Here is a 21570-nt window from a genome sequence, read left to right on the forward strand (position 1 = left end):
AAACCTTCCTTCACAAGTGCAGGATTCGGGGCAGAGCCTAACACTGTGAAACCAGCCGGGGGATTTTCGGTGCTGCTGATGCCGTCATCGCGGGCAAGCCCGCTCCCACAGGTTTTTGCGTCGTGTACAAGATCTGCGGCCAACAAAAATCCTTGTGGGAGCGGGCTTGCCCGCGATGAGGCCTTATGAGGCACCGAACAATCCGACGTTAATCGTTGATGAGCTTCCCGACCCGAATCGGCTCCCGCCCGGCGACCTTCGCCTGCCACGTCCCCGGTTGCGTATAACGCCCACGATCAATCGCAAACAACACCCCACTGGTCCCGGCACGCACCGTAGTCACCTGGTCATTCAACGGATCAACCACTTCAAACAACGCATCACCCTGCTCCACCCATTCACCGGCCTCGCGCAGGAAACTGACCACCCCATGATGCGGCGCAAACAGATACTCCGTGCCTTCGAACGGCATGCCTTCACAACATTCACTCGGTGCCGCTGGCCAGGTGCCTTTGATGAAACCCTGCTCGGCGAGGAACCCGAGAATGGCCTCGCAATTGGCCTGGGCCTGATCGACGCGGGTGTCCCCCATGCTGCCCAATTCCAGCGTTGTCGCCAGGTTGGCCGGTGGAATCGCCGCCCCGGGGAAAACCCTGGCCAGACGCAACCACGGCGAAGAACAGGATTCATCGAATGAACTGCCGCCAGAATCTTCACACAAGAGCGCGACACCCGCCTTCAAGCGCGCCGCCAGGGGCTGCCACTGCGGCCAGTGTTGCGGCAAGGCATAAATATGAATGGCCGCCTCGAAATCGCAATGCAGGTCGAGGGTGATGTCGGCGTCACAAGCATGGCGCAGCAGCAAGCGGTGCATGGCTTCCAGTTGCGACTTGGGTGCAGGTAAATCGTCGAGCACCTGGCCCATGGTCTGACGAATCAACGCAATGTTGGCCTGGGCATCGGCGCCCAACTGATCGCCGATCAGCTCACCGACCGGCGCGCTCAGCTCAACGAACGAGCGGTTGAAATTCTTGCCGCTGCCGAGTTCGAAACGACCCATGTGGCTGCCTTGCAGGTGCTGATCCAGACCGATGGGATTGGCCACCGGCACCAGTTCGATCACGCCTTGCAACTGGCCCTGGGTTTCGAGTTCCGTCAGGCGTTTTTTCAGTTCCCAGGCCGTGCGCATTCCCGGCAATTCGTCAGCGTGCAGGCTGGCCTGGATATAGACCTTGCGCGAGCCCGTGCCATAACGAAACACACTGAGGGTGCGTTCGGTACCCAGGTGGCTCCAGGGCAATGGGTGGTCGATGCGTTGCATGGGATCTCCAGAAGGCACATGGATCTAGCGCGGCGCTCGGGCCGCACAGCTCCAATGTAGGAGCTGCCGCAGGCTGCGATCTTTTGATCTTGGCGATCCTGAAACCCACGAAAATCAAGGTCAAAAGATCGCAGCCTGCGGCAGCTCCTACAGGGAAATGTGTTGGCAGGTTAAATCATCGGCACATAAAAAAATGGCAACCGAATCAACGGTTGCCACTTTTTTGTACGGCTCGATTACTCGCCGTAAACGTCAAAATTGAAGTACTTGTCCTGCACTTGCTTGTACTTGCCGTTGGCGCGGATTTCAGTGATGGCGGTGTTGAATTTGTCCGCCAGCTCGTTATCACCCTTGCGCACAGCAATACCGGCGCCGCCGCCGAAGTACTTGGCGTCTTCGTAGGTCGGGCCGACAAACGCGAAGCCTTTACCGGCGTCGGTTTTCAGGAAACCGTCATCGAGGTTGACCGAGTCCGCCAGCATCGCGTCGAGGCGGCCGGAGACCATGTCCAGGTTGGCTTCCTGCTGCGAGCCGTAACGCACCAGAATAATGCCGGCCGGTTGCAGCACTTCAGTGGCGAAGCGGTCATGGGTACTGGCGCGCAGCACACCGACTTTCTTGCCCTTGAGCTCGGTCAGCGGATCTTTCACGTCGCTGCCTTCCTTCATCACGAAGCGCGCCGGGGTGTGGTAGTACTTGACGGTGAAATCGACGTTTTTCTTACGGTCGTCGGTGATGGTCATGGACGACAGGATCGCGTCGATTTTCTTGACCTTCAGGGCCGGGATCAGGCCGTCGAACTCTTGCTCGACCCAAGTACATTTCACTTTCATCTGCTCGCACAGCGCGTCGCCGATATCGACGTCGAAACCGGTGAGTTTGCCGTCAGGGGTTTTCATCGAGAATGGCGGGTAACCGGCTTCGATACCGATGCGGATCGGCTTGGCGTCATCGGCCACAGCGGTCAGGGACAACATCGACAGTGCCAGGGCACCGAACATCACTAGCTTCTTCATTTATAACTCCTGTGTGCGGAGGCTTTTATTGGCAGCGTTCGATTGGTAGCTTTCGGTCAGAGCTTTTTTATTGGAGACGACCGAAGTGGCGGGCAGTCTAGAGCGGCTTCAGGCGTGCAAATTGTGCATATGCGACAAATACTTATAAAAAAGGCGAGCTGAATGAACGATCAGATGCGCGGGTTGAACCTAATCCAACACCACCCTGCCGAAGGTCCGGGCGCGATTGCCGAGTGGGCTGAGTCGCGGGGATTGGCGTTGAATGTCTTTCGCGCCGACCTTGGCCAGTTACCGCCAGTGAGTGCGCAACCGCTGATTTTGTTGGGCGGGCCTTATGAGTCCAACGCCGGGCCGGCATGGCTGGAGGTCGAACGGCAGTGGCTCGCGGGCAGCCTGGATCAGGGCGCGGCGGTGTTTGCGATCTGTCTGGGGGCGCAGTTGTTGGCGCTGGGGCTGGGTGGAAATGTGCGGAGGATGGACCGGACCGAAACCGGCTGGACCGCAGTGAGCTTTGCCAATGGGCAGACACTCAAGGTGCTGGAGTGGCACGAAGACGCGATCGACTTGCCGCCCGATGCGCAGTTGCTGGCCAGCAGCGATCAGTGCGAGCAGCAGATGTATAGCGTCGGCCCTGCGCGGGTGGGTTTGCAGTTTCATCCGGAGTGGAATGCAGAATCGGTGGCAACGCTCAATGCGCACTTTGCCGATGAGTCGCCGTTACCGCGAGGTGAACCGGACAGCGCCGCCCATGCAGCCGTTTTTGAATGGTTGCAGGTGACGCTGGACGAGTGGTGGACGGCATCATGCGTCCGCTGACTCTGTGGCAGGTGCTTTTGTGGCGAGGGAGCTTGCTCCCGCTGGGTCGCGAAGCGGCCCCAAAACCTGTCACCCGATTCTTGCAGGTATTGCGACTGCTTCGCAGCCGAGCGGGAGCAAGCGCCCTCGCCACATGTCATCAGCGCTCCCTGAAGTTCAGCATTCGCAGCCGATTGCGGTCGCGGCAGGCCGTTGCACCTGCGTGCTCAACTCAAGCCCTTCATCCAGCCACCCGATCACCCCGCCGATCATTTCCTTGACCGGGTAACCCAGCGCCGCCAACTTCACCGCAGCCTTGTTGGCACCGTTGCAGTGTGGCCCGGCGCAATAGACCACGAACAGCGTGGATTTCCCATAACCCGCCAACCCTTCAGCGGTCAGCAGTCGCCCCGGCAAATTGATTGCGCCCGGCACATGGCCGCGCTCGAACGCCAGCGGACCACGCACGTCCACCAGGACAAAATCCACGTCCCCCGCCTGCTGGCTGCCATAGACGTCGGAACAGTCGGTTTCAAAGGTCAGGCGATTGCTGAAATGCATCAGGGCAATGGCCGATGGTGCGGCGGGAACATTGCGGACCAGGCTGGTCATGGGTCGTACTCCAGAGTCTCGGTGGGTGTGAGAAGACTTTATTCGCCAGTCGCCAGCGGCTAAAGTGGCGCACAAGACACTCACCGGGAACTTTCCGCCAAATGCAGCCCACCCCTGGATTGGTCGCGATTCTGGCCTACGACGGCCTGTGCACTTTCGAGTTCGGCATCGCCGTGGAGATCTTTGGCCTCGCGCGACCGGAGTTCGATTTCCCTTGGTACGAACACCGGATCGCCGCTGTCGATCAGGGTCCGATGCGTGCCATGGGCGGCATTCAGGTGCTGGCCGATGGCGGCATGGAACTGCTCGGCGACGCCCGAACCATCATCATTCCCGGCTGGCGCGATCGCAGCGCCCCGGTGCCTGAAGTGTTGATCGCGGCCCTGCGCCAGGCCCATGCGCGGGGCGCGCGGTTGCTGTCGATCTGCTCGGGCGTGTTCGTGCTGGCGGCGACCGGTTTGCTCGACGGTCACGGTGCCACCACGCACTGGCGCTACACCACGGAACTGGCCGAGCGATTCCCGAACATTCTGGTGGACCCGGACGTGCTTTACGTCGATTCGGGCCAGTTGATTACTTCGGCGGGCAGCGCTGCCGGTATCGACGCCTGCCTGCACCTGGTGGCGCGGGATTTCGGCACGCAAGTCGCCAATTCCGTGGCGCGGCGGCTGGTGATGTCACCGCAACGCACCGGCGGCCAGGCGCAGTTCATTCCGACACCGGTCAGTCCTACGCCGCGCAGCGATCTTTCACGCGTGATGCAGTGGGCTCGGGAGCGCTTGCATGAACCCCTGGAGGTTCGCGACCTGGCCAGCGAGGCGGCCATGAGTGAACGGACCTTTCTGCGCCGGTTTACGGAAGCCACTGGCATGCCGCCCAAGGCGTGGTTGCAGCATGAACGCCTGGCGCGGGCTCGGGAGTTGCTGGAAAGCACGGGCCAGAACACCGACCGGATTGCCGAACATTGCGGTTATCGCTCGGTGGAAAGTTTTCGGGTGGCGTTTCGCAACGTGGTTGGCGTGCCGCCGTCGGTGTATCGGGAGCGGTTTGGGCGGGGGCTCAAAGCGAATTCTTGAGGTGTATTTGATGGCCCCTTCGCGAGCAAGCCCGCTCCCACAGTTGAAATGCATTCCCCTGTGGGAGCGGGCTTGCTCGCGAAGGCGTCAGCCCAGACACCGATGCACTCAAGACTTTCGCAACAAGTAGGTATCCATAATCCACCCATTGGCCAACCGCGCCGCCTTGCGCACCCGCTCGATCTCATCCGCCACGTCCTTGAGCTTGCCGCTGATGAGGATTTCATCCGGCGTCCCCAGGTAAGCGCCCCAGTAGATCTCTGTCTCCTGATCCTCCACCTGATGGTAGGAATCTTCCGCGTCGAGCATCACCACCAGGCTGTCGGCATCACTCACCTGCCCGGCCGCCAACCGCCGCCCGGTGGTGATTTCAATCGAACGACCAATACGATTCAGCGGCACCTTGTGCTGCGCCGCCAACGCCTGAACGCTGGTAATGCCCGGGATCACGTGAAACTCGAAGGTACATCGGCCCGACGCGAGAATCGCCTGCAGGATCCGAATGGTGCTGTCGTACAACGCCGGATCGCCCCACACCAGGAATCCGCCGCACTGGCCGTCGGACATTTCCTCATTTATCAGCCGCTCGAAGGTCAGCTGCTTGGCAAGGTTCAGATCTTCCACACTGGCCTTGTAGTCCACATCACCGCGCTCACGCTCCGGGCTGTGCGCTTCAACGAAACGGTAATCGTGGCCGCTGATGTAGCGTTCACAAATCTCGCGACGCAGGTCGATCAGCTTGTCCTTGCTCTGGCCTTTGTCCATCAGGAAAAACACATCAACCCGGTTCAGCGCCTTCACGGCCTGCATCGTGATGTAGTCGGGGTTGCCGGCACCGATGCCGATGACCATCAGTTTTTTCATTATCAGGCTCCCTCAACGCCAGTGCCCGACAGACGCAAGCGCCAGCACCCGTTGAACCGCAGCTCGATGGCTGACAGCGGTTCGACGTCGACCCGATTAAACGACGGGCTTTGCAACACTTGGGTCAACGCCGCACGAATGACAAATGGATGGGTGATGGCAACGATGTGCCCCGGCGTTGCTTCCAGTGTCGCGAGCCATGCAGCCACCCGCACACCGAGTTGCGCCACCGACTCGCCACCGTGAGGCGCCGAATGCGGATCATCGAGCCAGGCCTGCAGCGTCTGCGGTTCGGATTTCTGCAGATCATCGATATGCGCGCCGCTCCAGCGTCCAAAATCGCAATCCCTCAGTGCCTCGACAATCGCCACATCGCTGCCGAACAACCCGGCGGTCTGCCGGGTTCGCAGTTCCGGACCGCTGAACAGAAGCGGCGTCCCCTTGAACCGGGAACGAAGGGAACCCTGTGCCGATTGCCAATCCATCTCCACAGGCTCATCCGTAGGAAAGCGCGCCAATTTCTGTGCGACGGTTCGAGCGTGGCACATCAGGGTCAAACGGGTTGCCTGCACAGAAGATCACTCGGTTGAAGAAGGAAGAGAAAACGGCATCCATGCGCAATTGTGCCGTAAGAAATGCGATCGAGGGCGTTTCATTACGCCGATCCTCCGTAAAAAACAGCTATCTCTGACAACACTGTCAGCGAGGGCCTACAGAGCTGATCGACATCCGTGTAGCCCCCGACCTACGGGCACTTCGCCCCCATTTTGGGGCTGGACAAGACCGCGCAAAAATTCACTAGACATGTGGCTCGGGTTAAATAAATACTGCTGTAACGGATTATGAAATGTAAACAAAACGCCCCATCCAGCAGGAGCCCGGATGCCCTCTCCCAGCGACATAAACCACCGCCTTCGTTACCAAAACCCCGACCGGTCTCTCGATACATGGGACGCCGAAACAGTGCTGTCCCGAATAACGGCTGACTAGATAAAGAGCGGCGCTGGCAAGCCATCAAGCGACCGCCGATTAAACGCGTGGAAACCGACAGTGATAGTCAGGTTCGTGCCAATCGCCGAACCCTTTGATACAGGAGTGCATCCATGCTGGTCTTACGCCCAGTGGAGTTAACCGACCTGCCCCAGTTGCAGCGACTGGCGCGCGAAAGCCTGGTCGGCGTCACGTCCTTGCCGGACGATACCGAACGCTTGCGCGAGCGGATTCTCGACTCCTGCGCCTCATTCGATAAAGACGTCCTGGGTCATGGCCCGGAAAACTACTTCTTTGTGCTGGAGGATCTGACGGACAAGCGCCTGGCGGGTTGCTCGGAAATCCTCGCCACGGCCGGTTTCGACGAACCGTTCTACAGCCTGCGCAACCGCCATTTCACCAGCGCCTCGCGGGAACTGAACATCGAGCACGGCGTGCCGGCGCTGTCGTTGTGTCATGACCTCAGCGGCCATACCTTGCTGCGCGGTTTTCACATCGATGCGGCGCTGGTGCGCACGCCGTCCTCCGAACTGCTGTCACGGGCGCGACTGATGTTCATTGCCGCTCATGCGCAGCGCTTTGCGGAAGCGGTGATCACCGAGATCGTCGGCTACAGCGACGATGAAGGTGGGTCACCCTTCTGGGATGCGCTGGGCAAGCACTTCTTCGACCTGCCCTATGCCGAGGCCGAGCGCCTTTGCGGCCTGGAGAGCAGGACGTTCCTGGCCGAACTGATGCCGCAATACCCGATCTAAGTGCCGATGCTGCCCCAGGTGGCGCAGGACTGCATCGGCCGCATCCACCCCGACGGCCAGGAGGCCTTCGATATCCTTGAACGCGAGGGTTTCGAGACCAACAGCTACATCGACCTGTTCGACGGCGGCCCGACTTTACATGCGCGACTCGCTGGCATCCGCTCCATTGCGCAAAGCCAGACCGGCACGGCAACACCGGGCGACGTCATCGATGCTTGCGGTCGCTACCTGGTGAGTAACGATTCGTTGAAGGACTATCGCGCCATCGTCGCCGATCTGGACTACACCGCCGGACATCCCGTGACCCTGAGCGCCGAGATGTGCACTGCGCTGAAAGTGACCGATGGCAGCCAGGTTCGGGTGATCGACCTGTGAGCACCCTCCGGCCCCAGGCCCAACGACCGCGCCAGCCCGTAGAAGGAACTGCATCATGATTGTCCGTCCGGTTCACGTCACCGACCTGCCCGCCCTGCTGGCACTGGTGCGGCAGGCAGGCCCGGGGTTTACCACCCTGCCCGCCAACGAGGAACGCCTGGCCCACCGGCTGCGCTGGGCACAACGGACCTTCGCCGAACAGGTCGAGCGGGCCGACGCCGACTATCTTTTCGTGCTCGAAGACGACGACCAGCAAGTGGTGGGGGTCAGTGCCCTGACGGGGGCCGTCGGGCTGCGCGAGCCCTGGTACAACTATCGGGTCGGGCTGACGGTCAGTTCGTCACCGGACCTGGGCATCCAGCGACAGATTCCAACGCTGTTTCTGAACAATGAAATGACCGGGCAATCGGAGATCTGCTCATTGTTCCTGCGACACGATCAACGCCAGGGCAGCAATGGCCGATTGCTGTCGCTGGGACGCTTGTTGTTTGTGGCCGAATTTGCCCACTTGTTCGGCGAGAAGCTCATTGCCGAACTGCGTGGCAGCGCCGATGAGCAAGGCTGTTCACCGTTCTGGGACAGCCTGGGCCGGCACTTTTTCAAAATGGACTTCAGCCACGCCGATCATTTGTCGGGGCTGGGCAGCAAAGCATTCATCGCCGAACTGATGCCACGCCAACCGCTCTACACCTGCCTGCTCACCGAACAGGCCCAGGCAGTGATCGGCAAGGCTCACCCCAACACCGAGCCGGCGATGAAAATTCTCACGACCGAAGGTTTCACCCATAAAGGCTACATCGACATCTTCGACGCCGGCCCGGTCATCGAGGCACCGCTGTCGAAAATTCGTACCGTGCGCGACAGCCAGGCGCTGGTGCTGGCCATCGGCACCCCGGACGATCAGGCTCCGGTCTGGCTGATCCACAACCGCCGACTGGAAAACTGCCGCATCACCGCCGCCCCGGCCAGGCGGGTGGGCAACAGCCTGATTATCGACCGGCTCACCGCCAAACGTCTGCAACTGCAACCCGGCAACTCGGTACGCGCAGTGCCACTGCTCAATCAACAGCAGCAGGCTGTGGCGGCCTGAAAAAACTTGCCCCCCCGGCCTACCGGATTGGTTTCGATCAGGACAGTCCTGCAAATTCGTCATCATTCTCCCCCCTGTTGCGTGATAGCCTTTTATATCTTCGGCGTTGACACTCTTGCTCAAGCCCCTTCCATTCCTTTGTATTGGTGGAACTCATATGTCCAGGCTTTCCCATCAGGATTTGCGCCGCAACTTCCGTGAACTGTTCGCTTCCAACAAGTGCTATCACACGGCATCGGTCTTCGACCCGATGTCGGCACGCATCGCGGCGGACCTGGGTTTTGAAGTGGGGATTCTGGGTGGTTCGGTTGCCTCGTTGCAGGTACTGGGCGCCCCCGACTTCGCCCTGATCACCCTCAGCGAGTTCGCCGAGCAGGCCACCCGTATCGGTCGCGTTGCCCAGTTGCCGGTCATCGCCGACGCCGATCACGGCTACGGCAACGCGCTCAACGTCATGCGCACCATCGTCGAGCTTGAGCGCGCCGGCGTGGCCGCCCTGACCATCGAAGACACGCTGTTGCCCGCGCAATTCGGCCGCAAGTCCACCGACCTGATCGGCGTCGCCGAAGGCGTCGGCAAGATTCGCGCGGCGCTGGAAGCCCGGGTCGATACGGAGATGGCAATCGTTGCTCGCACCAACGCAGGGATTCTGCCGGTGCAGGAAGTCATCAGCCGCACCCAGCAGTACCAGAAAGCCGGTGCTGACGGGATTTGCATGGTGGGTGTGCGTGACTTCGATCACCTGGAACAGATTGCCGAACACCTGAGCGTGCCGCTGATGCTGGTCACCTACGGCAACCCACTGCTGCGCGACGACAATCGCCTGGCCGAACTGGGCGTGCGCGTCACCATCGACGGGCATGGCGCGTACTTCGCGGCGATCAAGGCGACTTACGACAGCCTGCGGGAACAGCGGCAGATCTTCACTCAGGCGTCGGATCTGAACGCGACTGAACTGACGCATACCTACACCCAGCCTGAGGAATATATTCGTTGGGCGGAAGAGTTCATGAGCGTCAAGGAATGAGTGCTCTCTGACTTCTGCTCCTGAAGCGACGTGTGATTCGGCCGGTAGACGCAATGTCACCGGCAGGGTTGCAAGGGATATTGAGCCGTTTGGCTGTTATCTGTTTCTGCAAAAAAAATACACACCCCAAAACAAACACCAATATTTAATAACAACTCAAGAGTTGATATTAAATATCGCCCCCTTTAATCTCGAAACCGTTAAACAACAAAAATATTTAACCCTGAAAACAACAACCTTAAAGCAATGTTACTACTTGCACCCTGAGCGAGAGGAACGTACCCACCAAGGATTAAGCCCGGATACCGCCCGGTGGACTTTCAATTAGACAGAATGAGACCACGATGCAAAAAACAACCACAAACTGGTCGAGGACACCGCTGTTTCACGCGGAAAAAAACGTAATTTCCGCGTCAACCAGAAGGCTTCAGGACATGAACTGCTGGTTAAACACACCTCGCCTCAATGTCGGCAATCTCCAGGCAATCAAGCAATACTGGCAGTTTATCGAGATAGCTGAATGCGCTCAGCAACACTGTCTTCCAGACGTAATGGCAGACATTAGCGGTCACAACAACAGCCTCTGACGTCTGCTTACAACCACCTCCGCCGCGCCTCATCAAAAAAACCATAAAAAACAAAGGCGTACTTATATGATAAAAACCCTGCTCAACTCTGACTTGACGCCTTCAGAAATTATCACAAGCATCAAGACACTGAATATGAGTGCCGAAGTAAAAAATCTGGCGGACCAATTATCCAAACAAACAGCCAGCACTTCCGAAGCATCTTACCGCGCCGCAATCATGAAGCTTACAAACACCCACACTGGAACATTGACATTACACTACAACCAAAATGGCAATATCAGCCTAAAGGTTCCTGACAACGCACCGGCGCCTGAACTACTCTATTCCGTACCCGGCAACAGTGTTTTGTTTGCGATCAATACAGAAGCTTTTTCCATTCAACTTTACGAAGTTGAAGATGAACATCTGATTCTCGGGGAGCAGATCATCGTAGATGCCAGCAACCCGTTGTTCATCGACGGTACGAAGACCCTGTTTGACAGCAATCCGAACGGCACTGGACATTCCGCATTTATCGGTAGTTTCAACTTTCCTGACAAGAGTGCCGACATTCACGTATTCGATCGCGCGTCATTGCAAAAAATTGCCTGGTTCCCCCATCACGATAGCGCCGCCCGCTACCTGGTCAGCCTGGAATTGTTAGAGGCAGCCCACGATCCCGGAACCGGCAAAGTGGCCGAAGAACTGATTTATCACTATCACCCCGCCGTCGCCTGGAAGGCGTTCCAGATGATTCATCTGGTCAATCCCGCTACAGCGCTGGGTTATGTGCCTCTTTTAAGAAAACTGCAAAACACTCGACTCAATGACTTACTGGATCAACACGTGGGTGAGATGGCATGAAATTGGCCACCTTTGTTGAACGCATGGACACGTACGACCTCCATCAAGACAAATCACACATCATCGCTGACCTGCGCAAACTCGCCACCAACAGAACATTGCTGAGCGAGCATCTTTACAACACCCTTCAACGTGACGGATACAACACCAAAAAACAGTTTGTATAACGCCTACGCCTTTGTGCTGCATTACTCGGATGCCTACACCGTCCGCCTCGGTTTCTGGGCTCCGGTGTCGAGCCAGGACGAAAGCGAAACGTTCATCTACCACTTGAACCACACCCACGATTTCGAAATTTATGCGGTGGGCTACAGCGGCGACGGCTACACCACCGTCAAGCGCAACATCCTTGATCAGACGCCATTACGTGTCGGCATTCGCCCTCCTCTGGGCGAAGAAACAACTTTTAAACTCGTTCAAGGCGAAGTGCTGCACATGCAACCTTATTACGAAGTGCATCGACAACTGCCACCCCAGGACATGTCTTCTTCACTAAGCCTGATCATTCATGCGCCGCCAACGACCAGTGCTCAGGCCTGGTGTTTTGACGAGGACTACTTGCCCACGTATCCCGGCATCGCGACGCAAGAAACAGCGTTCTACGAACACACGTTGTCATTGCTGGGGGCCGAGTAGCCTGCTGGCGTCGAGTAGAAAGGTGATTTTCGCATAGTGCAGTAATGCCGATCAGTTAAGCAAAAGTGACTCTTGTAGGAGCGAGCTTGCTCCGGGCGGAGTTCCGACGATGGACGCCAACGATAACGCGTATTCTCTGAATGCACGCATCGTCCTGAAGTCCATCGTCGGAACGCCGCCCGGAGCAAGCTCGCTCCTACAAATTCTCTTAACAGACAGGCATTAGGCCCATGCAGACTTTTCAGGTGTTGATCATCGGCAGCGGTTTTGGCGGACAGTGCGCGGCGTTCAATTTGCTCAAGGCCGGCATCGATGATTTTCGGCTGCTGGAACGGCGGGACTTCTTTGGTGGCACCTGGTGCCAGAACACTTACCCCGGTGCGGCCGTCGATGTGCCCTCGCCGCTTTATTCGCTGTCCTTCGCCCCCTACCGCTGGACACAAATGTACGCCGAACAGGCCGAACTGCACCGCTACACACAATACGTGGTGGAGCAATTCGGCCTGCGCGACCGAGTGGAACTGGAAGCGAACGTCGAACGCATCGAATGGGATGACGATGGCAAACGCTGGGCGGTGCACACCGCGAGCAAAGGCACGTTTTACGCCCGGTTCCTGATCAATGCCACGGGGCCGCTGAGCCAACCCGTCATCCCGCATTTCGAGGGCCAGGAGCGCTTTCAGGGCAAGACTTTTCACACCAACAACTGGGATCACGCCTACGACTATCGGCAAAAACGCGTCGCCATCGTCGGCAGTGGCGCCAGCGCGGCCCAGGTGATTCCGGCCATTGCGCCGGACGTCGAGCATTTGCACGTGTTCCAGCGCACGCCCCATTGGGTGTTGCCACGGGCCGATCGCGCCTTCGGCCCCTTCCAGCGTTGGTTGCTCGGCCTCAAACCGGCCTACAAACTGCTGCGCTGGATGATTTACTGGCAATTCGAAACCCGGGTGATTGCCTTCAAATACTCTAAACCGGCGATCCGCATGGTCCAGCAACACGCCCTGCGCTTCATCAAACGGCAAGTCCCCGACCCGGAACTCAGACGAAAACTGACACCGGACTACGCCATCGGCTGCAAACGGGTCATCGTTTCGAGCACCCTGTATCCGGCACTCTGTCGCAGCAATGTGACGTTGCACAGCCGCGAACAGGGCATCGCGTCCATTGATGAAACCGGCATCGTCACGCGGGACGGGCAGCACATCGACCTGGACCTGATCGTCTGGTCCACCGGTTACGACGCCACCGACGGGGTGATTTCCTACCCGGTCAGCGGAAAAAACGGCAAGCAACTCAGGGAATTCTGGGCGACCTACCCACGCGCCTACCTCGGCACCAGTCTGCCGGACTTCCCCAACCTGTTTATCGTCACCGGGCCTAACACCGGCATCGGCCACACTTCGGCGCTGTTCATCATCGAATCCCAGATGAACTACATTCTCGATTGCATTCGCACGCTCAAAGAACAGGGTTTGCGCAGCATCGAAGTTCGCCCCGAGGCAGAACGTACCTACACTGAAATGATCCACCGGGAAATGGAGCGCACGGTGTGGAAATCCGGAGGCTGCCATAGTTGGTATCAAAGCAAGAGTGGTCATGTGATTGCCATGTTTCCCGGGTTCAGTTTCAGTTACCACCGATTGACCCGGACGCTGAAACCCGCCGATCACATCTTGTCCTGATCAGAGAGAAGGGAGACGCCTGATGCTTTTGTTGGTTGTCGCAATCGCGGTTTTCGTGGCCTGGAGCTGGTTGAGCTACCCGGCCATCGGTCACTGGCTCTATGACTTGAACATGGCGGTCGAAGCCAAGCTGTATCGGCTGCACAAGATTGTCGTGCCGATTGCCGAAATGACCGTTTCGACCTGGCAAGGCGGGCCGTACGAAGCGTCGAGCAGCGTGCTGATGCTTCACGGCTACAGCGCCGACAAGAACATCTGGCTGCGCTTCGCCCGGCATTTTGTCGGCACGTACCGGGTGATCATCCCCGACATCGCCGGGCATGGCGAAACCGGCTTCAAGGCCGGCGGCGGTTACGACATTCCTTTGCAGGCGAAGCGGATGATCCAGTTGCTCGATGTCTGCGGCGTCGAGAAGGTGCATGTAATCGGCAACTCGATGGGCGGCTACATGGCGGCGTGGCTCGCGGCGACTTACCCGGATCGTATTGCGTCGCTTGCCCTGATCGACCCGGCCGGTGTCACCGCGCCCGAAGTCAGTGACCTGGAGCGCCACTTGGCTAAAGGCCACAACCCGTTCCTGATTAACTCCCGTGAAGAATTCCGGCGCTTCTACGCCATGACCATGGCCGAGCCACCGTGGGTACCCGGCGTGGTGCTGGACGCCATCGCCCAGCGTTACGAACAGTCCCGGGATGAGCTGGAAGAAATCTTCAGTGACTTCCGTGCCAGCCCGCCGATGGAGCCGAAACTGCCCGACATCAAGTGCCCGGCGCTATTGCTGTGGGGGCGCAAGGACCGCTTGATCGACGTCAGCAGCGTAGCGATCTGGAGCAAAGGCATCGAAGACCTGCGGGTAGAGATCTGGGAAGGTGTCGGCCATATGCCGATGGTCGAAGCACCGGCGGGCACGGCGCGGCTGTATCGTGAGTTTTTGGCATCCCAGCGCACTCAACTACATGTGTAGCGCATGGCTGCTGCTACAGCAGTCCTTTGCAGAATGAAGTCCGTAAGATTCTTCGTTTGTCGGCGCCGCTGAAGGCTGCGATCTTTTCTCCCCATCCTTCACGTCACCGCGCCTGGAATTTTTTCATGAGCCACCCAAGCTTTGTCAGCCCCGACCTGATCCGCCAACGCTTCTCCAAAGCGATGTCCGACATGTACCGCGAAGAAGTGCCGCTGTACGGCGCGCTGATGGAACTGGTGGAACAGACCAACCGCCATGTGCTGGACAGTGAACCGCAGATCGCCCGGCAGTTGAACAGCACGGGCGAAATCCAGCGTCTGGATCTGGAACGCCATGGCGCCATCCGCGTCGGCACTGCAGCTGAACTGGCGACCCTCGCCCGGCTGTTCGCGGTGATGGGCATGCAGCCCGTCGGCTATTACGACCTGACCCCGGCCGGCGTCCCGGTGCATTCCACGGCATTCCGCGCAGTGCATGAGGCCGCGTTGCAGGTCAGCCCGTTTCGCGTGTTCACCTCGCTGTTGCGTCTGGAACTGATCGAAGACCCGGAACTGCGCGCCTTTGCGCAATCGGTGCTGGATAAACGCTCGATCTTCACGCCGACTGCGCTGACCCTCATCGAACGCGCTGAATCCGAGGGAGGCCTTACCGAACAAGAGGCGCAGGACTTCGTTCTGCAGGCGCTGGAAACTTTCCGCTGGCATCACAGCGCAACCGTCACCGCTGAGCAATACCAGAAACTCAGCGCCCAGCATCGCCTGATCGCCGATGTCGTGGCGTTCAAGGGCCCGCACATCAACCACCTGACGCCGCGCACCCTGGACATCGACATTGTGCAGGCGCAAATGCCGGTCCACGGCATCACCCCCAAAGCGGTGATCGAAGGCCCGCCCCGCCGTCAGTGTCCGATCCTGTTGCGCCAAACCAGTTTCAAGGCGCTGGACGAACCTGTCGCTTTCACTGATCAAGCTGAAAGTCACGGCAGCCACAGCGCCCGTTTTGGTGAAATCGAGCAGCGTGGCGCCGCGCTCACTCCCAAAGGTCGGGCGCTTTATGACCGTTTGCTCAACGCTGCCCGTGACGAACTCAAGGACTTTCCCAACGAAGCCAACGCCGCACGCTACAACGCGCTGATGACGCAGCACTTTGGCGAATTCCCTGACACCCTTGAAGGCATGCGCCGACAGGAACTGGCGTACTTTCGCTATTTCGTGACGGAAAAAGGCCAGGGGGCGGAAGCGCTTAAATCTTCGTCGCTGGAAGATCTGCTCAGCGGTGGTTATTTGCGGGTTGAGCCGCTGGTGTACGAAGATTTCCTGCCGGTCAGTGCGGCGGGGATTTTTCAGTCAAACCTTGGGGATGCGGCGCAAACCCACTATGGCGAGCATTCGAACCAGCAGGCGTTCGAGAAAGCGCTGGGACGCCCGACCATTGATGAGTTGGGGTTGTATGCCGAGACTCAGCGGCGTTCGATCGAGGATTGCTTCGCCACGCTAGGCGATTAAACGTTCACACCGCAAAAAGATCGCAGCCTGCGGCAGCTCCTACATGGGAATGCGGATTCCTGTAGGAGCTGCCGCAGGCTGCGATCTTTTGATCTTATTTCAACTTCGCCAACAGCGCTTCAGCCGTGGCCTCGGATGACGCCGGATTCTGCCCTGTCAGCAGCAATCCATCCGTCACCACATAACTTGCCCAATCATCGCCCTTGGAATAAATCCCGCCCTTCTCCTTCAGCATGTCCTCCACCAGAAACGGCACAACGTCGGTCAGTTGCACCGCCTCTTCCTCGGAGTTGGTGAACCCCGTCACCCGCTTGCCCTTGACCAGCGGCTGACCGTCCGCCCTCTTGACGTGACGCAACACACCCGGCGCGTGACAGACCGCCGCAACCGGTTTGCCTGCCTTGTGCAGCGCTTCGATCAACGCGATCGAATTCTTGTCTTCGGCCAGGTCCCACAGCGGGCCATGGCCGCCCGGGTAAAAAACCGCATCGTAATCTTCGGCCCTCACACTGCTCAGCAGCGCGGTCGACGCCAATGCCGACTGGGCCGCGGAGTCTTTGCGGAAGCGATCAGTGGCCGCGGTTTGCGCGTCCGGCTCGTCGCTCTTCGGGTCCAATGGGGGTTGTCCGCCCTTGGGCGAAACCAGCGTCAGCTGAGCGCCGGCGTCTTTGAAAGCAAAATACGGTGCGGCGAATTCTTCCAGCCAGAAGCCGGTTTTCTTACCTGTATCACCCAATTGATCGTGGGACGTCAGAACCATCAGGATTTTCATGTCGCGCTCCTTGAATTCGGAAAATGTTCGGTCATCTCGGCGCTGAGTTTGACCATCAGGCTGCGCAGTTCGTTGCACCTCGAACAATTGGGCTCTCTCGGGATGGCCAACTGCCTTGATGCGCAAGAAGTTGCGCAATCGATCCGGCGAAACACGCTGCTTCTGCGCTGAGCACCCGACTTTTCAGGCCTTCCAGCCCAGTGCGCAAGAAGTTGCGCAGTGCTGCGCAAGTTCTTGCGCACATTTCGGGATGAACGTTGCCGGGCATCTTTCCAGTGATCAAAAATTCACTGCAAAGCCCTGATTTATATGGATTTCAGCGTTTCTGGCACAGACCTTGATAACAGTCATGTACCCACCGGGCGATATCGCCTCCCGGGCCCCCTCACTTATTCAGCAAGGAGAGCATCCATGGCAACACCAGCGTACATGTCCGTCACTGGCGAAAAACAAGGTCTGATCACCGCCGGCGCCTTCACCGCCGACTCGGTTGGCAACACCTACCAGGAAGGTCACGAAGACCAGGTCATGGTTCAGGCTTTCAGCCACGACGTGATCATCCCGCGTGACCCGCAGTCCGGCCAACCGACCGGTCAGCGCGTGCACAAGCCAGTCGTGATCACCAAGGTCTACGACAAGTCTTCGCCACTGCTGCAGGCAGCTCTGACCTCCGGCGAGCGCATGAGCGAAATCGTTATCCAGTGGTACCGCACCTCGGCTAAAGGTACCCAGGAGCACTACTACACCACCAAACTGGAAGACGCGATCATCGTCGCCATCAACAACAAAATGCACAACTGCCAGGATCCGTCGAACTCGCACTTCACGCACCTGGAAGAAGTGCAATTCACCTACCGCAAAATCACCTGGACCCACGAAGTATCCGGTACTTCGGGTTCCGATGACTGGCGCGTACCGGTCGCCTGATCCAGGTCGACCGTCTAAAGCATCGGCCAGCTCTGCTGGTCGATGTTGTTTACGCCCTTCCAGAATTTTCGCGTCCGCAAGCGCCCCGCCCGGGTGCCGGCGAACGCCGCAGCACTGCACGAGGAACAAGGGATGTTCGCGCCGGCCAATCAGACTCACTTTGCCCTGACCATCGAAGGTCTTTCCAACGACTTCCAGGTCCTGTCCCTGCAAGGTCGGGAAGCCATCAGCCAGCCGTTTGTGTTCGAGGTGGAGCTGGTCAGCGAAAAGCCGTCCCTGGACCTCGAAAGCCTGCTGCACAAACCGGCCTTTTTGCAGCTCTCGCCCGACGGCAGCGGCATTCATGGCCAGATCTATCGCGCCGCCCAGGGTGATTCCGGCAAACGCCTGACCCGCTACGCGGTGACCCTGCGCCCGCAACTGTCCTACCTGGCGCACCGCATCAACCAGCGCATCTTCCAGAACCTCACGGTGCCGAAAATCATCGGCCTGGTCCTCGAAGAACACGGCATCCAGAGCAATGCCTACGAATTCAAGGTCGGGGCAATTTATCCCGAGCGCATCTACTGCGTTCAGTACGATGAATCGGACCTGCAATTCGTCCAGCGCCTGTGCGAGGAAGAAGGTATCCACTACCACTTCCAGCACAGCGCCACGGCCCACAAACTGGTGTTCGGCGATGACCAGACGGTGTTCCCGAAACTCGCGCCAGTGGCCTATCAGCAAGACTCCGGCATGGTCGCCAACGACCCGGTGATCAAGCGCTTTGACCTGCGCCTGGAAACCCGCACCAGCCGCATCACCCGCCGTGACTACGACTTCGAAAAACCGCGCATCAACCTCGAAAGTGAAAACCGCGGCGACGCCCTGCCCGACCTCGAAGACTACGACTACCCCGGTCGCTTTATCGACCGCGAACGCGGCAAGCACCTGGCCAAACGCGCCCTCGAACGTCACCGCAGCGACTTCCAGCTGGCCGAAGGCAAAAGCGATCAGCCGTTGCTGGTCAGCGGCCACTTCCTGGCCCTGACCCAACACCCGAAAGCCAAATGGAACGACCTGTGGCTACTGACCGAAGTCCTGCACGAAGGCAAACAGCCGCAAGTGCTGGAGGAGTCGGTCACCAGCAGCACCACCCACCTGAAAGACGATTTCCATCAGGGTTATCGCAACCGCTTCCAGGCCACGCCGTGGGACGTGCCGAACCGTCCGCCGCTGACACAGAAAAAACCGCGCATCCTCGGCAGCCAGAGCGCCGTGGTCACCGGCCCCAAAGGTGAAGAGATCCACTGCGACCAGTACGGCCGCGTCAAAGTGCAATTCCACTGGGACCGCGAAGGTCAGGCCGACGACAAGACCAGTTGCTGGCTGCGCGTCTCCTCCGCCTGGGCCGGCGCCCACTACGGCGGCATCGCCATCCCGCGGATCGGCATGGAAGTGCTCGTCACCTTCCTCGAAGGCGACCTCGACCAACCATTGATCAGCGGCTGCCTGTACCACAAGGAAAACGTCGTCCCCTACGCCCTGCCGGCGAACAAGACCCGCACCACCTTCAAAACCCTCAGCTCGCCCGGTGGCGCAGGCTTCAACGAACTGCGCATCGAAGACAAGAAAGGCCAGGAACAAATCTTCCTCCACGCCCAGCGCGACTGGGACGAAAACGTCGAACACGACCAGAAAGTCCGCGTCGGCAACGAACGCCACGACACCGTGGAGAAAAACAGCTACAGCGAATTCAAGGCGGAAGAACACCACACCGTTTATGAAGACCGCAAAGTCGAAGCGCGCGCCAACGACCACCTGACCGTGGGCGTGAACCAGCACATCAAGATCGGCACCGGGCAATTCATCGATGCGGGCCAGGAAATCCACCTGAGCAGCGGCATGAAAGTAGTGCTTGAAGCCGGCAGTGAATTGACCCTGATCGGTGGCGGCAGCTTCATCAAGATCGATGCGGGTGGCGTGACCCTGAGCGGGCCGATGATCAATATGAATTCCGGTGGCGGGCCGGGTAGCGGGACGGGGGCGGCGCCGTTGTTGCCGGGCCCGTTGAAGCAGGCGGATGCGGACAAGGCCGGGCAATTGTTGGTGCCCGCGCAGCGGCAAGCATTGATGCAGAAGAAGCCGATCTGCGCGATCTGCGAGAAGGCCAAGCTGGAGGCGCAAAATGCTTAAGTCAGACTGGCCACTGGAAAACGGGTTGCCTCAAGGCCTGCCGTGGAATGGCACCGTCGGTTTGCTGCTGGATGGCGTCAGCCTCGAAAAACTGCCCCAGCACCTTTATCAATGGTCGGATGATCCGGTTTTCGAGCCACTCTACCTCGGCACCCAGTGGGCCGAATTGGGCGACGTCTCGCCGTGCCTTGTCCAGATAAAAACCCAGAACAATCCCATCCTCGCGAAGTTTCTGGCTGAACCCCACCAGGAGTGGGGCTACCTGGTGTTCAGCGATCAAACCTGGGCGCAAATGGTCGAGCACTTCCGCTGGCTGACCAGCGTCATGCACCCTCAGGGTGAAGAAGTCCTGCTGCGCGTCGCCGACCCTGCCGTGGCCCACGTATTGCTCGGTCATGCCGAGAGCATCAAAGACCCTACTCTGTTCGGCCCTTGCTCGCAGATCGTCGCCGCAGACGCGGCATTGGATTGCTGGCACATCAACCAGCGGCCGGGCAGAGCAACCGAGCCCAACCACCGCAAACGCTACCGCTTGAGCGACGAGCAACTCAGCCAACTGGATGAAGTGAATTTCCGCAGCATCGTCCTGCGCCTCGACCAACACATGCGCGAGTACTTTCCGTCCTATCAGGCACAAACGATGCCGTTGCAGCGCTGGGAACACCTGCACACATTGGCATCGACCTCATACGATCGCGGCTTCAACACCGAACTCGACATCACTCTCTACGCCAACATTCACGGGTTCCTCGGCGAGCGAGCGCTGGAGGAGCATCCGGACCTGGATGCAATACTCAAGACCCCGTCGGAACAAACGCCCGCTCAGCGACTCGAACGGGTCGCTGATATTGCCCAGGAACGGGCTGAAACCCTGCACAGGAGCCAAGGATGACCACGCCAACATCGGCCGGCAAAAGCCCGAACAACGTTGCAAAAAGCCAAGACGACGGCAAGTGCTCCCTGGGCGGCTGCCCCCTGATGAAGGCCAAAATCCAGCTCATCCCTCTGCGCTTCGGCCTGGTCGAACGACTCGACCCGTCCAGCGCGCTTGCCATGCCGTACAAAACCACTTCCCGCCCACTGGGCATTCGCTTGATCCGCGACGGCTGGCTCTACGTCATCGTCGACAAGAAACCTCAAGCCGTCATGCACGAATACCGAATCCAGAACGGCATCGTGACCCAACTGCTGTGGGAAAAAGGCGAAATCACTGCCAACAAACGCGAAAGCAACGTGGGCGAAGCCGTGCTGGTCTTCCCGCGTTTGAGCAAGCTCTACGTCAACTACTCCGAAGCGCAATGGACCGCCGCCAAATGCGCGCAGGTCATCAAACACAAGTCCGAGCGTGAATATTCGACAGCAGCACCCTGTCGCTGGGGAAACTCGTCGTTTTCCCACTGGCGAAGCATTGTTTCTCTCTCCACTGCCGGTTCCCACCGGGCAGATTCCAATAGATCTCGGCGGAAGCTTTGTTGAAGTCAACGACACCTATCTGGACTTGGGTAGCAGCAATCTCACCAAGTCTTTCCAAGTACGATTTAGCTGTATCGCT

Annotated in this window: 20 protein-coding genes and 1 pseudogene; 15 read left to right on the forward strand and 6 right to left on the reverse strand. The window is 58.9% G+C overall.

What is annotated here, in order from left to right:
* Nucleotides 1–208: 208 nt before the first annotated feature.
* Together ACYZTL_RS05270 and ACYZTL_RS05275 are read right to left on the reverse strand one after the other, a co-directional pair.
* The gene (locus ACYZTL_RS05270; RefSeq protein WP_461950893.1) at nt 209–1321 is read right to left on the reverse strand and encodes a M14 family metallopeptidase; all 1113 of its coding nucleotides are present in this window, start codon (nt 1319–1321) and stop codon (nt 209–211) included.
* Between the two features lie 236 nt (nt 1322–1557).
* On the reverse strand, nt 1558–2337 hold the full coding sequence (locus tag ACYZTL_RS05275) for an ABC transporter substrate-binding protein (RefSeq protein WP_461950894.1): 780 nt from the start codon (nt 2335–2337) through the stop codon (nt 1558–1560).
* Nucleotides 2338–2511: 174 nt separating this feature from the next.
* Between ACYZTL_RS05275 and ACYZTL_RS05280 the strand changes: the two genes are divergently transcribed.
* Nucleotides 2512–3153 (forward strand): type 1 glutamine amidotransferase, encoded by a 642-nt coding sequence (locus tag ACYZTL_RS05280; RefSeq protein ID WP_461954266.1) that lies wholly within the window; start codon nt 2512–2514, stop codon nt 3151–3153.
* A 156-nt stretch (nt 3154–3309) separates the two neighbouring features.
* Here ACYZTL_RS05280 and ACYZTL_RS05285 read toward each other — a convergent pair whose 3' ends face one another.
* Nucleotides 3310–3744 carry a rhodanese-like domain-containing protein gene (locus ACYZTL_RS05285; protein WP_461950895.1) on the reverse strand — a complete coding sequence of 145 codons (435 nt, stop codon included), beginning with the start codon at nt 3742–3744 and terminating at the stop codon, nt 3310–3312.
* Nucleotides 3745–3845: 101 nt separating this feature from the next.
* Here ACYZTL_RS05285 and ftrA point away from each other — a divergent pair, with 101 nt between their 5' ends.
* Nucleotides 3846–4820, forward strand: coding sequence for a transcriptional regulator FtrA (ftrA, locus tag ACYZTL_RS05290; RefSeq protein ID WP_461950896.1), 975 nt, complete (start codon nt 3846–3848; stop codon nt 4818–4820).
* 108 nt (nt 4821–4928) lie between these two features.
* On the opposite strand, the gene cobF is transcribed toward ftrA, so the two are convergent.
* A complete protein-coding gene (gene cobF, locus ACYZTL_RS05295; RefSeq protein WP_461950897.1) occupies nt 4929–5684 on the reverse strand; it encodes a precorrin-6A synthase (deacetylating) in 756 nt (251 codons plus the stop codon).
* Nucleotides 5685–5686: 2 nt separating this feature from the next.
* Nucleotides 5687–6256, reverse strand: coding sequence for a histidine phosphatase family protein (locus tag ACYZTL_RS05300; protein WP_461950898.1), 570 nt, complete (start codon nt 6254–6256; stop codon nt 5687–5689).
* Between the two features lie 531 nt (nt 6257–6787).
* Here ACYZTL_RS05300 and ACYZTL_RS05305 point away from each other — a divergent pair.
* The 9 genes and pseudogenes from ACYZTL_RS05305 (at nt 6788) to hglS (ending at nt 16144) form a co-directional block, all read left to right on the forward strand.
* Nucleotides 6788–7804: pseudogene (locus ACYZTL_RS05305) on the forward strand (arginine N-succinyltransferase).
* A 55-nt stretch (nt 7805–7859) separates the two neighbouring features.
* Nucleotides 7860–8894 (forward strand): arginine N-succinyltransferase, encoded by a 1035-nt coding sequence (astA, locus tag ACYZTL_RS05310; RefSeq protein ID WP_461950899.1) that lies wholly within the window; start codon nt 7860–7862, stop codon nt 8892–8894.
* A gap of 157 nt (nt 8895–9051) precedes the next feature.
* The gene (locus ACYZTL_RS05315) at nt 9052–9921 is read left to right on the forward strand and encodes an isocitrate lyase/PEP mutase family protein (RefSeq protein WP_461950900.1); all 870 of its coding nucleotides are present in this window, start codon (nt 9052–9054) and stop codon (nt 9919–9921) included.
* A gap of 653 nt (nt 9922–10574) precedes the next feature.
* Entirely contained in the window at nt 10575–11354 is a 780-nt protein-coding gene (locus tag ACYZTL_RS05320) for a hypothetical protein (RefSeq protein WP_461950901.1), read from the forward strand.
* Nucleotides 11351–11521: a hypothetical protein gene (locus ACYZTL_RS05325; protein ID WP_461950902.1), complete on the forward strand. Its 171-nt coding sequence runs from the start codon at nt 11351–11353 to the stop codon at nt 11519–11521. Before ACYZTL_RS05320 ends, ACYZTL_RS05325 begins: the two co-directional genes overlap by 4 nt.
* Nucleotides 11514–11990, forward strand: coding sequence for a transposase (locus ACYZTL_RS05330; protein ID WP_461950903.1), 477 nt, complete (start codon nt 11514–11516; stop codon nt 11988–11990). The genes ACYZTL_RS05325 and ACYZTL_RS05330 overlap by 8 nt, the downstream gene beginning before the upstream one ends.
* Nucleotides 11991–12220: 230 nt before the next feature.
* Nucleotides 12221–13675 (forward strand): flavin-containing monooxygenase, encoded by a 1455-nt coding sequence (locus ACYZTL_RS05335; RefSeq protein ID WP_461950904.1) that lies wholly within the window; start codon nt 12221–12223, stop codon nt 13673–13675.
* Between the two features lie 22 nt (nt 13676–13697).
* Nucleotides 13698–14639 (forward strand): alpha/beta fold hydrolase, encoded by a 942-nt coding sequence (locus tag ACYZTL_RS05340; RefSeq protein ID WP_461950905.1) that lies wholly within the window; start codon nt 13698–13700, stop codon nt 14637–14639.
* A 125-nt stretch (nt 14640–14764) separates the two neighbouring features.
* Nucleotides 14765–16144 carry a 2-oxoadipate dioxygenase/decarboxylase HglS gene (gene hglS, locus ACYZTL_RS05345; RefSeq protein WP_461950906.1) on the forward strand — a complete coding sequence of 460 codons (1380 nt, stop codon included), beginning with the start codon at nt 14765–14767 and terminating at the stop codon, nt 16142–16144.
* Between the two features lie 94 nt (nt 16145–16238).
* On the opposite strand, the gene ACYZTL_RS05350 is transcribed toward hglS, so the two are convergent.
* The gene (locus tag ACYZTL_RS05350) at nt 16239–16916 is read right to left on the reverse strand and encodes a type 1 glutamine amidotransferase domain-containing protein (protein WP_461950907.1); all 678 of its coding nucleotides are present in this window, start codon (nt 16914–16916) and stop codon (nt 16239–16241) included.
* A 411-nt stretch (nt 16917–17327) separates the two neighbouring features.
* Between ACYZTL_RS05350 and ACYZTL_RS05355 the strand changes: the two genes are divergently transcribed.
* The 4 genes from ACYZTL_RS05355 (at nt 17328) to ACYZTL_RS05370 (ending at nt 21494) form a co-directional block, all read left to right on the forward strand.
* Nucleotides 17328–17843: an Hcp family type VI secretion system effector gene (locus ACYZTL_RS05355; RefSeq protein ID WP_461950908.1), complete on the forward strand. Its 516-nt coding sequence runs from the start codon at nt 17328–17330 to the stop codon at nt 17841–17843.
* Nucleotides 17844–17975: 132 nt separating this feature from the next.
* Nucleotides 17976–20018, forward strand: a complete 2043-nt coding sequence (locus tag ACYZTL_RS05360) for a type VI secretion system Vgr family protein (RefSeq protein WP_461950909.1) — start codon at nt 17976–17978, stop codon at nt 20016–20018.
* On the forward strand, nt 20011–20910 hold the full coding sequence (locus ACYZTL_RS05365) for a DUF4123 domain-containing protein (RefSeq protein WP_461950910.1): 900 nt from the start codon (nt 20011–20013) through the stop codon (nt 20908–20910). The genes ACYZTL_RS05360 and ACYZTL_RS05365 overlap by 8 nt, the downstream gene beginning before the upstream one ends.
* Nucleotides 20907–21494 carry a toxin VasX gene (locus tag ACYZTL_RS05370; RefSeq protein ID WP_461950911.1) on the forward strand — a complete coding sequence of 196 codons (588 nt, stop codon included), beginning with the start codon at nt 20907–20909 and terminating at the stop codon, nt 21492–21494. Before ACYZTL_RS05365 ends, ACYZTL_RS05370 begins: the two co-directional genes overlap by 4 nt.
* Nucleotides 21495–21570 lie beyond the last annotated feature (76 nt).

The sequence above is a fragment of the Pseudomonas sp. LB3P81 genome, from assembly GCF_054897965.1.

What these genes read in the sequence shown, in the direction of transcription:
- ACYZTL_RS05370 (WP_461950911.1), top strand. Translation starts at nt 20,907, where the DNA reads ATGACCACGCCAACATCGGCCGGCAAAAGCCCGAACAACGTTGCAAAA.
- ACYZTL_RS05335 (WP_461950904.1), top strand. Translation starts at nt 12,221, where the DNA reads ATGCAGACTTTTCAGGTGTTGATCATCGGCAGCGGTTTTGGCGGACAG.
- ACYZTL_RS05350 (WP_461950907.1), bottom strand. Translation starts at nt 16,916, where the DNA reads ATGAAAATCCTGATGGTTCTGACGTCCCACGATCAATTGGGTGATACA.
- ACYZTL_RS05325 (WP_461950902.1), top strand. Translation starts at nt 11,351, where the DNA reads ATGAAATTGGCCACCTTTGTTGAACGCATGGACACGTACGACCTCCAT.
- hglS (WP_461950906.1), top strand. Translation starts at nt 14,765, where the DNA reads ATGAGCCACCCAAGCTTTGTCAGCCCCGACCTGATCCGCCAACGCTTC.
- ACYZTL_RS05275 (WP_461950894.1), bottom strand. Translation starts at nt 2,337, where the DNA reads ATGAAGAAGCTAGTGATGTTCGGTGCCCTGGCACTGTCGATGTTGTCC.
- cobF (WP_461950897.1), bottom strand. Translation starts at nt 5,684, where the DNA reads ATGAAAAAACTGATGGTCATCGGCATCGGTGCCGGCAACCCCGACTAC.
- ACYZTL_RS05365 (WP_461950910.1), top strand. Translation starts at nt 20,011, where the DNA reads ATGCTTAAGTCAGACTGGCCACTGGAAAACGGGTTGCCTCAAGGCCTG.
- ACYZTL_RS05270 (WP_461950893.1), bottom strand. Translation starts at nt 1,321, where the DNA reads ATGCAACGCATCGACCACCCATTGCCCTGGAGCCACCTGGGTACCGAA.
- ftrA (WP_461950896.1), top strand. Translation starts at nt 3,846, where the DNA reads ATGCAGCCCACCCCTGGATTGGTCGCGATTCTGGCCTACGACGGCCTG.
- ACYZTL_RS05355 (WP_461950908.1), top strand. Translation starts at nt 17,328, where the DNA reads ATGGCAACACCAGCGTACATGTCCGTCACTGGCGAAAAACAAGGTCTG.
- ACYZTL_RS05340 (WP_461950905.1), top strand. Translation starts at nt 13,698, where the DNA reads ATGCTTTTGTTGGTTGTCGCAATCGCGGTTTTCGTGGCCTGGAGCTGG.
- astA (WP_461950899.1), top strand. Translation starts at nt 7,860, where the DNA reads ATGATTGTCCGTCCGGTTCACGTCACCGACCTGCCCGCCCTGCTGGCA.
- ACYZTL_RS05315 (WP_461950900.1), top strand. Translation starts at nt 9,052, where the DNA reads ATGTCCAGGCTTTCCCATCAGGATTTGCGCCGCAACTTCCGTGAACTG.
- ACYZTL_RS05280 (WP_461954266.1), top strand. Translation starts at nt 2,512, where the DNA reads ATGCGCGGGTTGAACCTAATCCAACACCACCCTGCCGAAGGTCCGGGC.
- ACYZTL_RS05285 (WP_461950895.1), bottom strand. Translation starts at nt 3,744, where the DNA reads ATGACCAGCCTGGTCCGCAATGTTCCCGCCGCACCATCGGCCATTGCC.
- ACYZTL_RS05360 (WP_461950909.1), top strand. Translation starts at nt 17,976, where the DNA reads ATGTTCGCGCCGGCCAATCAGACTCACTTTGCCCTGACCATCGAAGGT.
- ACYZTL_RS05320 (WP_461950901.1), top strand. Translation starts at nt 10,575, where the DNA reads ATGATAAAAACCCTGCTCAACTCTGACTTGACGCCTTCAGAAATTATC.